Genomic DNA, 13,218 nt, shown 5'->3' with positions numbered 1-13,218 from the left:
TCTTTCATTATGTTTCTGTTGCATTATATCAGGTAATTTATGTTGCGCATTAATCTCCACTTCAAGTACTTATCTTACTATTTTTTACATTGAATTAATCTGTAACAGGTTAAAGGTTGGCGAAATCTGAAAAATGCGTAGAGTAGATATTAAGTCGAAACCTATCGGCTTTTAATTTAAAGCAAATAGTAAGGAATACCACCATGGCTAATAATCAACAGCAAGACCAACAGAAACAGCAACAACAGCAACAGCAAAATCAAGATCAGCAGCGTCAACAAAACAACCAGCAAAACCCAAATCAGCAACAAAATAACCAGCAACAACAACAGCCGCAGGGTGGTCAACACAACCAGCAACAGCGCGACCAGCAGCAACAAAACCAGCAAGGCCAACAGCAACAACAGCCACAGCAAAACAGTAACCAGCAACAACAACGTTCACGTAATCAACAAGATCAGTGAAAGCCACAGCGTTAATCTTTTTTAAGATATATGCTCTTCATAAAAAACCGCCTGATTCAGGCGGTTTTTTTTATATTTCATTGCACGATTAGACTAAGTATTTATTAACACTGAATATTGGCTTTTAGCTTGTAGAAATTCAAGGCATTGTCTAGGTCTGTGAGCAACTCTTTTTCTGTATATTCCTTGGGTGCAAGTTTTAGCAGAGCAGGCATGTAGTTATTTTTATATTCTTTAGGATATTGTTCACACAGGGTGCGTGTTCTTTCTTCCAGACTAATTGTTGAAGAGTCGAGTTTGTCCAGATAAGCACTGAGTTGATTATCTGACTGTTCAAACTGCGCTTTAATGTTTGCATCAGCCTCGGCTGAATTCTCTGCTTGCTGTTTTTGGCAGCCGCTTATTGCCAGACTCATCAATAAAGTAATTAGTATGCGATTTTTCATGCTGCTAAAATATTGTTATTGCCCATATGAAAAATTATAGAGAGAAATGACTAAAAAGAAAGCAGGGATCTATAAACTTTATGAGACATTGAACATTCATAACATCCGATATTGACTGAAATAAGGAATTTTCTTCTAAAAATCTAAATTAACCCATTCTCACTTATAGGTTTAGCAATTCTTCTTGGGTTTTGGTTATTTAGTAATCTTATTTTCTCATTAAAAATATTTTTGGATAAATTCCAGTCATTTAATTAACAAAAGTAATGGTTTTTTCATATTTTGAAACATTGCATCTATATATCCTACACAGATTGGCTGCATGGCTAGTGATATCTTGGCGTCATTCTAAGAACTTAATGAAAATAATTAAAAATCAGCACATTATAAGGCCTGTTTAATTTAGGAGAGTTAAACAGGCTTTTTCTTTTCCGTCTTAAATCTGGTTTTTTCTTTGCTGATTGTATTTTTTGCTCATTCTCTTTCACATAAGTTTTCATACACAACATAAAGCCTGAAAATTCCCTCAGGAGAGATACATGAATAGATGTTATTTATATATCTCTTTTCACGAAAAGACAGGACAAAGCTATGATGAGATGTATATGCGCATTTGGCATGGGCGTAATGGTTGGTTGTTGTTTTAAATCTTGCAAAGAGAAAATGTGTCAGATGATGAGCAGCAAGCATTGTAAAAGTGATCATTGTAAAAAAGATCAGACGACTCAAGCTGAAGAGCCTGTACAAACTTAGCCCAAAAGCTTCAATTTTACTGAAAGGCTAAACAGAGCTGAGTACTGAAGTTGTTCTAGATCGCTGATCCAATCATTTTATATTGAATCATTCTATATTTAAAGCAATAAAGCTTGATCCTAGATTGAGCCTTTTACACTCAGGAGAAAAACATGATGCAATTTATATTTTGTTTATTTGGTCTTCATGGTGCGACTGAAATTAACTACACGTGTGACCATGATGAGGTCAAACAGTGTCGTGATTGCTTGAAAAATATTGAATAATGTGCCAAATCATCAGACATCTTAATGAAGATCAATCCCCGTTCAATCATCAGTTGGCGGGGTTTTTCTTTACTGATGAAATTTTTGGATCTAAACATAATTTCTCACAAGGAATACTTTATAAAAGAATCATTTCAATAGGATTACGTTTTGATAAATTCTTAGCTGCTTAGAACTGGAATACAATAAAATTTATGCGTGTGATCACCCATGCTCGAATTCTTGAAGCAATTCAAAAGAGGCCACAGGCTGAAACTGCATTAGCTGGTGGGGATTGACTGATTAAGGCCAAGCATCCTAAAGGTTTTGCTGAGATGAAAAGACTTTTTCCGGCAGTGGGTAAGGTTAGAAAATTTCATGTATTTGATATCGGCGCGCACGCGAATTCATATTCTCTGCTGTACCGTCTACGATCAGGCTGAATAGCTTATTTGCTCAGATGGACTTCAGGAATTATGTAATGTAAAAGAGCACTTGAAGGAAAGTTTGTTTCTTTAGAAAACTGAATGTACAACATAAATAACATTGATGTTTAGCAGCAGATGTCATATTTATCTCTTAATAGATATATGAAGGAGATACATATGACAAATAAGCCAGAGCAAGAATCAAATCCGCATAAAGAATCAAATGATGACAAGGGTAATCAGGCATCTTATAAGCATGTCAAACCAGAGAAGAAACCCAATGCAGAACCGGAAAATCCATTGAGAGAGCAAAAATAGCTTTTTCACATGGACGAAGCCCTAACTTGGTTTAGGGCTTTTTAATTTCCCGATAAACGTTGATCTCTAGGCTTTGCAATAAACTCATCTTTCATTTCAAAGAAAAATTCATGGGCTTGTTCATGATCGCAGTGCAACCAGTCATGTCGTGATTCTTCCGGAATTACAATAATCGAGCGTTTTTCGTCATTCGGGTCATGAAACTGTTTCATAAAGGGATGTTGATCTGAATTTATGGTTAGCATCGAAAATGATCTGATCTTCTCACCATCAATGTGTGCGTCATCATAAATCGCCGCAACGGTAAAAGGATTGCCATCTTCACGTGAAATACCAAACCAGTGCGGTTTACCCTCTATATATTTAGGTTCATAGAATGTATCGACCGGTACTAAAGCAAACTGGTTGTTTTTCCAGGCATGTCGAAAACTTGGTTTGGATGCTACTGTTTCTGTCCGTGCATTATAAGTATGCCGGCCATATTTTAGTTCTTTCGCCCAGGTTGGAATCAGTCCGAAACGTGCGATATCCAGCTCATACTCGTCAGCACCACGCATAATGATTGGTGCGGGTGCTAAAGGATAAATATGCGTTTTCATGCCCAGTTCGAGTTGCTCTTCATGAATATCTAATAAGGAAAGACGTTTTTTTGAGGGGAATTCATAGTTCGAGCACATAAATAACCTCTTTCATTCTAATTATTGTCTGCTAAAGAACTAAGGTATAAAAATGATGGGCTCAAAACAATTCGAAAGCGTAAGTGTAGTTTTAACACAAAGTAAGAATACGGATTAACATTAGTTTATCTTCTTTATAGAATAGTATTCCTTTAAAGGACTATTCTATAAATATGAAGATTAAAATATTTGCGTTTTTAATGATTAAATGCAAAAGCTCACCAAGTTATTTTGTAGGGCAGGTGCTCAAAGCTTTTCCTTGTCCAACTGAATTGATAAAGTTTCCAATCAGAAATTCACTCTGTCTTAAGGAATCACGATGATCTCCATTTTTGACGATATGGAAGACGATAGATTTTTGCTTTGTACATACCTGCTGGTAGTAAGCATAAGTACCACGATAATCGACCAGTTGATCTTTCTCACCTTGTACCAGCAGAACCGGCACAGTCGGTATCATATTCTCAATAGACTGTTCTTTTAAATAATTTGTCAAAGGTGCCAGATTTACATTTGATTTAAAGACAGTCTTAGGTGCTTGTTTTAGGTCCGATTGTAATTCTGACAAACAGCGACTGCGTGCATGATTAAGAATTTCTCCCATTTCTAGGCTAACTAAATTTGCTGGAGCAAGCATCGGGTCTGCAGCTTCTGCTCCTAAAAGCACAATTGGAAAAAATGCGGCGACATCAGTCGTGATTTGCGAATTGCTAGCAACATATTCAGCGATTCCTTCATATTGATAACCGCCTGGTGCCAGTGCAATTGCCCCGCGAAGATCAAATTCAGGCGCATCTTTTTGACCGGATGCTGCAACTTTAAGAGATGCTGCACCTCCTTGACTATGACCCATAACATACCAATTTTTACTAAAGTTATAAGGCTTTAAATGGTGGATCGCTCGTACAGCATCAACGACAGTATGCAACTGGCTTCGCGCATTCATATAAGGATGACCGCCCGGAGTGCCTAAACCTTGATAATCAGGTGCAACAACTGCATAGCCGCGAGCGAGCCAGGCATTCAATGCCTTAGCAGCGATTTGCTGATAGACATGGACTGGCCCACCCACATAATCGCCAGAGGGTGCACATGTATCAGCAACGCCAGTTGTACCATGCGCCCAAGCCAGAACAGGCCATCCATCTTTAGGGACTTTGCCTTTAGGTAACAAGATATAGCCTGAAGTGACGATGGGCTCGGATTTTGTGCCACGACTGCGATAATTGATTAAGAAACGTTGTGAGGCATTCGTAAACAGATCAGTATTTTGTTCTTGTATAGATAATATTGTACCCGGTATTTTTTCCGAAATATGAGATGCTTGGATTTTGCTGCTATCGGGAAGTGGAGGAGATGCTATTGCATATGTTGAACCTAAACATAAACAACTCATGATCAATTTAATAATAGGAGATTTAATTTTCATCGCTGAAACCATTTTCCTTTTTATAATGTCATTTTTAATGTAGCAGCTTTATTTATGTTTCTAAATTAACTCTGCACAAAGTTTGTAAACTAAAGCTTTTAAGTTAAGGCGAATGAGCAGTACAACAGGTTATTTTAGGTTAGCTGATAACTTCAAATAAGCACTTATATTTTAATGTGGTTCTGATCTGTTAATAGAATTCATATCATGTCTAACCTCACTAATACGATCATAAATCACCTTTCGCATTCGGTTTATTACTCCCAGAGGTTTGTGTTCCGGTAGGGTATGCCATGGTGTAAAGGAAAGGTTTTCACAAAACTTGTTTTGGTCAGGCGTATCAAAAACTTGTGGAGGAATGCGGATAGTTGCGACCTTGTAGAAAGGTGCCTCACTTTCTTGCCATTCAGTCATGGAATCTTCGACCGACATGGTGTTTGATGTTCTAGGCTGTACCAGAAACTCCATACATGCTTCACTTTTTTGCAAATGTTGGCGCAGTTTTTCTCTTAGAAAATTATGATGGGGAGCATGTGGAAGAGGATCTGTCACTGTCGAACATGCTTGAACTGAATACTTTATAGCTTGACGATCAGTACCTATTCCTAATTGATAGGGCACCATAGACCAATATCTAGTTTGCAAAGGATTAGAAATTTTATTTCTCGTATTTAAGGCAATCCAGGTTCCTTTAGCTCCTAATGCAAAAGGAATATGCAGTTTATTGAAAAATCTATCGCTATTTATATCTTGCATAAATGACATATATCTGACTGGATCATTCACAAAAAAGACAGGATGATTGATCATAATGAAATCTTGAGTAGAGGTTTCATCATCTAAAAGCTTTTCTCCCGGTACTCCCAAAAGTTTTATCGCCATGCCACGGGCATCTTTTTTAATATCTGCTTGTTGGGCATTTTTAGACCCATTAGAGAAACGAATCCAGGCTTGATATGTTTTTCCCGGAAGAAAAACACCTTGAGCCAAGTTTTTGGGAAGAGCTTCATCTACTTTGAATTCTGCGCGTACGCAACCGTGTGCTTTGGGATGGGCATCACGTAGCGCGATACCTGTGGAATACTCTTTCCGAATAGATATCTCAATTATATCTGCGATTTTTTCAGTTATGTTTGCTTCATCAGGATAAAGACTTTCACTTAAATAATGATCTATATTGGGATGAAGATTATCTTTTGGAGAGTTAGAGGTTATAGGGGAAGCGTTAGCATATGCAGCACTACAAATACTTATTACCATTAGAGGGAGGAAGACTAGACCCGAGTATAGAGGTCTTATAAAGTTAGGCATTGATTTTCTCCTTGCTATAAAGCTAGAGTTCGTTTTAATTTTTTAGCCTATGATCTGAAAATTCTTTGGACATACTTTAGCCATAAATTAATGATAATGTCTGTGTAATTATTGATCTCCAGATTTAAAGTTCATCCAGCTCCTTTCTAAAAATGTTTCCACTCTTTATCGTGTGCTCAATATAGAAGCCGATTTATATTCTTACTTTAATTTAACTCAACACAGAATTTTTACTTTAGCAAAATTTATCCATAAACTTATGAAAATTTATTTTTAGACTAATGCAAGATGCTCGTAGCAAAATCAAGAGTCGTCGAATACAGTGCTATAGAAATTTATTGAGTTTAACATTTTGAAAATATTAGGATATATAAATCAATGCCAGTTCTAGCAATCCAGCATAGACTCAGTGGATTTTACTTTTTTTACTATGCGATTGTTGGGGCGTTCATGCCTTTTTGGAGTCTGTATCTTGAAGATCAAGGCTTCAATTATCAGGAAATCGGCATTTTATCTTCTATTGCAATCGTCACCCGCTTCTTTGCTCCCTTAATTTGGGGCTGGATTGCAGACAAATCCGGTAAACGCATGCTGCTGGTGCGTATTGCCACCTGGATGGAAGCCTGTATCTGGTTCATGATTTTTATCATTCCCAATAGCTTTCAGTCCGTAGCTTTACTGATGCTGATTTTCAGTTTCTTTCAGAATGCTATTTTGGCACAGTTTGAAGGCGTGACTTTGTTTTGGCTCGGGGAAAAAAGAGCAGAACTCTATGGCAAAGTACGAAAATGGGGATCTGTCGGTTTTATTATTGGTGTATTCGGCTTGGGCGCCGTCTTTGAAATTATGAGCATCAGTATGTTGCCAGTGTTGTTGCTGTGTATTTCATTTCTGGCCTTTCTCTGGTCATTTACCATTAAAGAGCCCACGATGGCGCCTACCGCCCAGAAACAGCTCGAACCCTTATGGCCGATATTTAAACGCCCAGTGGTGTATAGTTTTTTCCTGATTGAATTGATTCTGCTATTTTCACACGCGCCGTTTTATAGTTTTTATAGCAATTATCTCAGTCAGGCGGGATTTAGCACCAGCCAGATTGGGCTGCTCTGGTCAGTCGGGGTCATTGCGGAAATCATCATGTTTGCCTATGCGACGTTCTTTCTGACACGCTGGTCATGGCGCCATCTGGTCACGTTATGCTTATTGATGACCGGATTAAGATGGTTCATCGTCGGGGTCTTTCCTGCTTCATTCATGGCACAGTTTTTTGCTCAAACGATTCACGCTTTAAGTTTTGGTTTATTTCATATGATTGCGATGCGAGTGATTTTCCAGAATTTTTCTGCAGGGCAGCAAGGACGTGGACAAGCGCTATATAGCACGATGTGGGGCGTTGGCGTGGCGAGTGGCAGTATTCTGGCTGGGCATTATTGGGATCAAGTCGGCGGCACATCTATTTTTATCGCTGCTGCAGTATCGACTTTGCTTGGCTTGTTACTGATTTTCGGATTGCCAAATAAAGTCGAACTGCAAAAACAGGCTTGAAAATATCATCTCAGTATTAAATACGGATTTTGGCGTATTGCCCAAACCACGGTTGTGCCTGTTCCAATTGGGCTGCCAGTTGTAATAGCAGATCCTCACGGGCAAACGGCGCAATAAACTGTGAACCGAGCGGCAGGTTTTGTTCATTCCAGTACAGTGGTACAGACATCGCTGGGAGTCCGGTAATATTGGCCAACTGGGTAAAAGGCACCCATTTTAGATTTTCTTTCACAATCTGGTCGACCAGTTTACCTTGCGCCAGCAAATGTGCTTTATTTAGTTTCAATAAAGCTTTAAGAATCGGTTTCTGCCAGTTTGGTGTTTTGACCTCACCATTTTTTGGCGCCACTGTCGCCGTTGCAGGCGTCAGGTACAGATCATAATTATCAAAGAAATGATTCATCTGGGTCACGTACTGGCCCCAGTTATTCAGGTTCTGGATATAATCAATCGCGCTGGTTTTGGCCCCAAAAGCCGCCAGCGCTAAAGAGTCCAGTTCAAAATCATTCGATTTGGACGGATAGCCTTTCTGGATTTCATCCAGCATAAATGAAAACTGGCTAAACCAGGTGGTAATAAAATCCTTGGCTAGTTGCATGCCATCAATGGTTGGGCGGTCTTCGACTACTTCATGACCCAAAGATTCTAAAAGTTTGGCTGTTTGTTCGATGGCGTTGATCGCATCTTGGGAGACAGGTGTACCAATCGTAGAATAAGTGCTAAATGCAATTTTTAGCTTCTTCGGTGGTTGCTGAATCACATCCAGATAATGATGTTGTGGACGCTGAATCTTAAACAGTGAACTATGATCTTCACCATGGGTGGCATCCAGCATTGCAGCACTATCCCGTACCGTTTTGGTCAGTACATGCTGAATCGCGGCGCCATGCATGGCTTCACTCATTTGTGGTCCCCAAGGCGTGCGGCCACGACTCGGTTTCAGGCCAAACAGGCCGCAATAGGAAGCGGGGATACGTATCGAGCCGCCACCATCACCAGCACCCGCAATTGGTACAATTCCTGCAGCCACGGCAGAGGCTGAACCACCCGATGAACCGCCGCTATTATGCTGTAAATTCCACGGATTTTTACAGCTGCCCCAGGCATCAGGTTCAGTAATACCTTTAATCCCAAATTCAGGGGTATTGGTACGTCCAAAAGTCACAATCCCGGCTTTTTCCCAGCGATTGACAATCTCGGCATTGGTCTCGGCGATATAACCAATCCGTTTTAAGCCCTGACAACCATAAGAAGTTGGATAACCGGCATATTCCTGAAACAGGTCTTTAACCAGAAAAGGCACACCGGCAAAAGGTCCGGACAGATTTTGCTGGCTCCGTTTCAATGCATGCTCATGCATCGGAATAATAATTGCATTTAGCTCGGGATTGGCAATTGAGCTACGCTCTAGTGCAGCAGATAAAAGTTCACTTGAATGTACTTGTTTATTGGCGACCAGATCAGCCAGTCCTAAACCGTCATATTGCAGATATTCTTCAAATTTCATTGCCATTCCCTAGTGTTGCTGCTTCAAGGTTGTAGATCATTTAGGCTCAAGATGCAAGCGCCACCTGATTTCGCCCACGATGTTTGGCCTGATACAAGGCTTGGTCTGCAATATTAATCAGGTTTTGCAGGTCTTGGGCCTGCGGTTCATTTTGATGAGTGATGCCCACACTCACGGTAATATACAGGGGCGAGCCATCTGATTGATAAATCGGGGTTTTTTCCACCAGATCACGAATCCGTTCTGCAATAAGACGTGCTTCTGATGGTTCGGTATTCCAGAGTAACAGCACAAATTCTTCCCCACCAATTCGTGCAAACAGATCTTCAGCACGTAAATTGCAGCGAATGATTTCCGCAAAATGTTGCAGCACCTTGTCACCGACATGATGGCCAAAATCATCGTTCAGACGTTTGAAATGATCAATATCCAGCATGATGACCGAAAATTCCATTCTGTTGGCATATTGCAGTAAATATTCACCTTTCTGAAAGAAAAAATGACGGTTCATGGTGCGGGTCAGACTGTCATGATTGGCCAGATACAACACCCGTTTAAACAGCTCATTGCGGTTTTGGCTGATAATACACAGTATGAGCGGAGATAAGGCCAGCATAAACAGCCCGATCCGGAGCGAAATATAAATTGTAGAATCTGCCAGGATGGTGTGATTGGTGGCGTAAAATTGCGTCAGGCTGTAATAGGTCAGGATAATCACAAAAGCGTTGATCATGGTCATGGTAAACAGGCGATAGGTCAACGCAGCCCAGATCAGTGCAGCCAGAGGGTAGAGCATTGCACCCGGGCCTGCAAAAATATTGGTAATGATGACACAGGCCACGACTGAAGATGCAGGTAAAAAATAGCTGAAGTAATTACGTTTTTGACGACGGTTTTTAAATAAGTACTGCATGTCTTTTATTCTTGGGAATGCCAAGATTAAAGGAAGAAACACAATATAATTCACCATTTCATCGGTCCACCACAGACCAAAATCAATCCATAAATTTTCTTTGGTCATGAATGAATTGGGTAGATTGGGCAAGGTGATAACTGCAAAAGCCGCACTGGCCAGGCAGCCTGCAAAAGCGAAGATGCCAAATAAATGAACGAAGGTATAACCGGTATTATAGTATTTGTAATTAATCTTGAAATATCGAATAAAAAATATCGAGACAATAGTACTGATCAGATTAGACAGGGTAAGAAACAGGCTTTGTAATAGGCTGTTCCCGGTGACCAGATCTGCAAACATAAAAGCACTGAATGCACCGAGCCAACCTCCCATATTATTTAAATGTGGAAAGCGTAAGAACAGGGCTAACAAGGCAGCATTGGCCGGCCACAATAAGGCCAGGTACTCAATCGGTCTGGTTGCGATCCCAATAAAACAACAGACTAAAACAGCGAAAACAATGACAAAATAAGCATAGGTTTCATGATTTAATTGTTGTTCTGTTATTCGAGCTAATTGCAAATTTAAAATCCTATTCAAATTTTTAAGTGTGAATGATCACTTTGTTCAGCAACTAAGTTTGACCCAAAATATAATTTTATTGTTTGATTAATCTGTTATTAATACGAACTATTAAGATTCTTATATACGAAATATATACAAAAAAAGTCAGAAAGGAAATCCATCTTTTTAAACAATGTGATAAATAATTTCTGACTCTGTATTGAAATTGCGTTAGAGCGGGACACGATCCCAAAAAATATGATAATTTAGAATCAATTGTTAACAAGATGCCGGTAAATATGAAAAAAATATGTCTTAGCCTTATCTTACTCATGAGCTCACCTTGGCTAATGGCGACAGAAAATAAAAAACCAGCAAATGCTCCTGCTAAAGCTGCTGAAATCCCAAATACATTTACTGTGAAAACCCGTCCGGAAATTGTCGGATTGTGGGGAATGGAAATCCCGAATAATAAAAAATGTATCGAATATTATAATTTTAAAGGCAATAATAATGTGGTGATTAAAAGTGGCGACGAGTGGACGTCAGGGCTGTATGACTATCAGCCGGCACAGGATCCTTCGCAGCAGATTCCAGCGCTGATTCTGCAAGTAAAATACGACAATAATGAAAAAGACTGTTCAGGCAATCAAGTGGATCAGTCTGGTGAAATTTCGCAGTATTTTGTCAAATGGCAAAACCCTTATACCATTAACTTCTGCGCCAATGAAAAAGCCGAGCAATGTTTTGCCGTGCTCAGACGCGTATTGCCTTAAATTGCAAACAATAAAAAAACCGCTGAATGACAGCGGTTTTTTATGAGCTTTGATTTAAGCTTTGTCTTCAGCACCTTCAAGCTGCTTTAATAAATGCTTCTCTAGGTAATGAATATCCATTGCCTGTTTGCAGAAGTTTTTATCCTGAAGGATTAAATCTTTATGCAAAGGAATATTGGTTTTAACGCCAGTCAAAATCATTTCTTCCAAAGCATTTCTCATTCGAGAAATAGACGTCTCACGATCCTTACCATGCGAAATCAGTTTGGCAATCATCGAATCATAATACGGTGGAATGCTGTAGCCTGGATAGACATGCGAATCTAAACGGATACCTGCGCCGCCTGGTGCATAGAAGTTGTCAATCTTGCCTGGTGAAGGCAGGAAGGTCGATGGATCTTCTGCGTTAATACGGCATTCAATCGCATGTCCTAAAACCTTGACGTCTTCTTGCTGAATATCGAGACCTAAGCCGCCAGCAATACGCAATTGCTGTTCGATAATATCGATCCCCGTGACCATTTCAGTCACCGGATGCTCAACCTGAACACGCGTATTCATTTCAATGAAGAAGAACTCATCATCTTCAAACAGGAATTCGAATGTACCTGCACCACGATATTGCATCAGCTTACATGCATTCACACAGGCTTCTAGAATATCAGCACGTGCTTGCTCTGGTAAGTTCGGTGCTGGCGCTTCTTCCAGTACTTTTTGATGGCGACGCTGTAGTGAACAATCACGATCATACAGATGAATCGCATGGCCATTACCATCAGCCAACACTTGCACTTCGACATGACGTGGCTTTTGTAGGAAACGTTCCATATAGACCGTATCATCACCAAACCACATTTCCGCATCACGCTGTGCAGCCTGAACAGATTCAAGCAGGGTATCGACATTTTCTACGATACGCATACCACGGCCACCACCGCCAGAAGCAGCTTTTACAATCAGTGGAAAACCGATCTCTTTCGCTTCAGCCATCGCATTGTGAATCGTTACAGCATGGTCGCAGCCTGGTACTGTTGGTACACCAGCTTTTTTCATGGCAATAATGGCAGAAACCTTGTTCCCCATTAAACGAATATGTTCCGGACGTGGACCAATAAAGATAAAACCAGAATTTTCTACGATTTCGGCAAATTCTGCATTTTCAGCGAGGAATCCATAACCAGGATGGATTGCATCTGCACCGGTAATTTCAGCAGCTGTAATAATCGCAGGAATATTCAGGTAGCTGTCACTGCTCGCACCAGGGCCAATACACACTGCTTCATCACAGAAACGTAAATGCATCAGGTCCTTATCTGCGTCAGAATAGACACCTACAGTTTTGATCCCTAAAGTTCTGCAAGCCCGGGTGATGCGTAACGCAATTTCACCACGGTTTGCAATTAAAACTTTTTGCAACATTATAAATCCCCGGGGTGATTAAGCGCGGTAGCGGAAAAGTGGTTGACCGAATTGAATCACTTCACCATTTTTCACCAGAATTTCTTCAATCACACCGCTTTGAGTTGCTTCAATCGGGTTCATGATTTTCATTGCTTCGATAATACCGAGCGTATCGCCTGCAGAAACGGTCTGGCCAACTTTAACAAATGTCGGTTCACCCGGGCTTGGTGCTGCATAGAACACGCCGACCATTGGCGAAGTTTCAACTGCGCCGCGAGGAGATTTTGCTGCTGGCGCTTCGGCTGCTGGTGCAGGCATCGCAGGAACAGCTGCTGCAACCACTGGATTACGACGAGTTAATGCAATCGATTGATCGCCTTCTTTAACTTCGATCGCCTGTAAGTCAGATTCAATCATCAAGTCGATGAGTTTCTTGATTTTACGGATATCCATGAGACA

12 protein-coding genes are annotated in these 13,218 nt (G+C 40.3%); 4 read left to right on the top strand and 8 right to left on the bottom strand.

Features of this window, described 5'->3' with window-relative positions; translation table 11 throughout:
* The first annotated feature begins 203 nt into the window (after nucleotides 1–203).
* Nucleotides 204–464, top strand: coding sequence for a hypothetical protein (locus MWG72_RS05670; protein ID WP_044110015.1), 261 nt, complete (start codon nucleotides 204–206; stop codon nucleotides 462–464).
* Nucleotides 465–568: 104 nt separating this feature from the next.
* Here the strand turns inward: MWG72_RS05670 and MWG72_RS05665 are convergent, their stop codons facing one another.
* Nucleotides 569–910, bottom strand: a complete 342-nt coding sequence (locus tag MWG72_RS05665; protein WP_247143424.1) for a hypothetical protein — start codon at nucleotides 908–910, stop codon at nucleotides 569–571.
* A 1,603-nt stretch (nucleotides 911–2,513) separates the two neighbouring features.
* On the opposite strand from MWG72_RS05665, the gene MWG72_RS05660 reads away from it, so the two are divergent.
* Nucleotides 2,514–2,654 carry a hypothetical protein gene (locus MWG72_RS05660; protein WP_005107128.1) on the top strand — a complete coding sequence of 47 codons (141 nt, stop codon included), beginning with the start codon at nucleotides 2,514–2,516 and terminating at the stop codon, nucleotides 2,652–2,654.
* A 41-nt stretch (nucleotides 2,655–2,695) separates the two neighbouring features.
* Here the strand turns inward: MWG72_RS05660 and MWG72_RS05655 are convergent, their stop codons facing one another.
* From MWG72_RS05655 to MWG72_RS05645, 3 genes are all read right to left on the bottom strand, one after another.
* On the bottom strand, nucleotides 2,696–3,331 hold the full coding sequence (locus MWG72_RS05655; RefSeq protein ID WP_086044868.1) for an SOS response-associated peptidase: 636 nt from the start codon (nucleotides 3,329–3,331) through the stop codon (nucleotides 2,696–2,698).
* Between the two features lie 226 nt (nucleotides 3,332–3,557).
* The gene (locus MWG72_RS05650) at nucleotides 3,558–4,772 is read right to left on the bottom strand and encodes an alpha/beta fold hydrolase (protein ID WP_420908501.1); all 1,215 of its coding nucleotides are present in this window, start codon (nucleotides 4,770–4,772) and stop codon (nucleotides 3,558–3,560) included.
* A 159-nt stretch (nucleotides 4,773–4,931) separates the two neighbouring features.
* Nucleotides 4,932–6,071: a catalase family protein gene (locus tag MWG72_RS05645; RefSeq protein WP_247143422.1), complete on the bottom strand. Its 1,140-nt coding sequence runs from the start codon at nucleotides 6,069–6,071 to the stop codon at nucleotides 4,932–4,934.
* 378 nt (nucleotides 6,072–6,449) lie between these two features.
* On the opposite strand from MWG72_RS05645, the gene MWG72_RS05640 reads away from it, so the two are divergent.
* Complete coding sequence (locus MWG72_RS05640; RefSeq protein WP_004280192.1) at nucleotides 6,450–7,616, top strand: MFS transporter; 1,167 nt, start codon at nucleotides 6,450–6,452, stop codon at nucleotides 7,614–7,616.
* Nucleotides 7,617–7,632: 16 nt separating this feature from the next.
* On the opposite strand, the gene MWG72_RS05635 is transcribed toward MWG72_RS05640, so the two are convergent.
* Together MWG72_RS05635 and MWG72_RS05630 are read right to left on the bottom strand one after the other, a co-directional pair.
* Nucleotides 7,633–9,123, bottom strand: a complete 1,491-nt coding sequence (locus MWG72_RS05635) for an amidase (RefSeq protein ID WP_247143421.1) — start codon at nucleotides 9,121–9,123, stop codon at nucleotides 7,633–7,635.
* Nucleotides 9,124–9,169: 46 nt separating this feature from the next.
* A complete protein-coding gene (locus MWG72_RS05630) occupies nucleotides 9,170–10,600 on the bottom strand; it encodes a sensor domain-containing diguanylate cyclase (RefSeq protein WP_247143420.1) in 1,431 nt (476 codons plus the stop codon).
* A 314-nt stretch (nucleotides 10,601–10,914) separates the two neighbouring features.
* Between MWG72_RS05630 and MWG72_RS05625 the strand changes: the two genes are divergently transcribed.
* Complete coding sequence (locus MWG72_RS05625) at nucleotides 10,915–11,358, top strand: hypothetical protein (RefSeq protein ID WP_005100815.1); 444 nt, start codon at nucleotides 10,915–10,917, stop codon at nucleotides 11,356–11,358.
* Between the two features lie 54 nt (nucleotides 11,359–11,412).
* Here the strand turns inward: MWG72_RS05625 and accC are convergent, their stop codons facing one another.
* Nucleotides 11,413–12,777 carry an acetyl-CoA carboxylase biotin carboxylase subunit gene (gene accC, locus MWG72_RS05620; protein WP_004646808.1) on the bottom strand — a complete coding sequence of 455 codons (1,365 nt, stop codon included), beginning with the start codon at nucleotides 12,775–12,777 and terminating at the stop codon, nucleotides 11,413–11,415.
* A gap of 18 nt (nucleotides 12,778–12,795) precedes the next feature.
* Nucleotides 12,796–13,212, bottom strand: coding sequence for an acetyl-CoA carboxylase biotin carboxyl carrier protein (gene accB, locus MWG72_RS05615; RefSeq protein ID WP_005107117.1), 417 nt, complete (start codon nucleotides 13,210–13,212; stop codon nucleotides 12,796–12,798).
* Nucleotides 13,213–13,218 lie beyond the last annotated feature (6 nt).

The organism is Acinetobacter lwoffii (assembly GCF_022967985.1).
Lineage (GTDB): Bacteria > Pseudomonadota > Gammaproteobacteria > Pseudomonadales > Moraxellaceae > Acinetobacter.
The sequence above is the reverse complement of the archived record's forward strand: the minus strand, read 5'-3'. Positions and strand labels throughout refer to the sequence as shown.

Coding starts and splice junctions, on each gene's coding strand:
- accC (WP_004646808.1), bottom strand. CDS start 12,777: ATGTTGCAAAAAGTTTTAATTGCAAACCGTGGTGAAATTGCGTTACGC.
- MWG72_RS05640 (WP_004280192.1), top strand. CDS start 6,450: ATGCCAGTTCTAGCAATCCAGCATAGACTCAGTGGATTTTACTTTTTT.
- MWG72_RS05665 (WP_247143424.1), bottom strand. CDS start 910: ATGAAAAATCGCATACTAATTACTTTATTGATGAGTCTGGCAATAAGC.
- MWG72_RS05645 (WP_247143422.1), bottom strand. CDS start 6,071: ATGCCTAACTTTATAAGACCTCTATACTCGGGTCTAGTCTTCCTCCCT.
- MWG72_RS05660 (WP_005107128.1), top strand. CDS start 2,514: ATGACAAATAAGCCAGAGCAAGAATCAAATCCGCATAAAGAATCAAAT.
- MWG72_RS05650 (WP_420908501.1), bottom strand. CDS start 4,772: ATGGTTTCAGCGATGAAAATTAAATCTCCTATTATTAAATTGATCATG.
- accB (WP_005107117.1), bottom strand. CDS start 13,212: ATGGATATCCGTAAAATCAAGAAACTCATCGACTTGATGATTGAATCT.
- MWG72_RS05655 (WP_086044868.1), bottom strand. CDS start 3,331: ATGTGCTCGAACTATGAATTCCCCTCAAAAAAACGTCTTTCCTTATTA.
- MWG72_RS05625 (WP_005100815.1), top strand. CDS start 10,915: ATGAGCTCACCTTGGCTAATGGCGACAGAAAATAAAAAACCAGCAAAT.
- MWG72_RS05635 (WP_247143421.1), bottom strand. CDS start 9,123: ATGAAATTTGAAGAATATCTGCAATATGACGGTTTAGGACTGGCTGAT.
- MWG72_RS05670 (WP_044110015.1), top strand. CDS start 204: ATGGCTAATAATCAACAGCAAGACCAACAGAAACAGCAACAACAGCAA.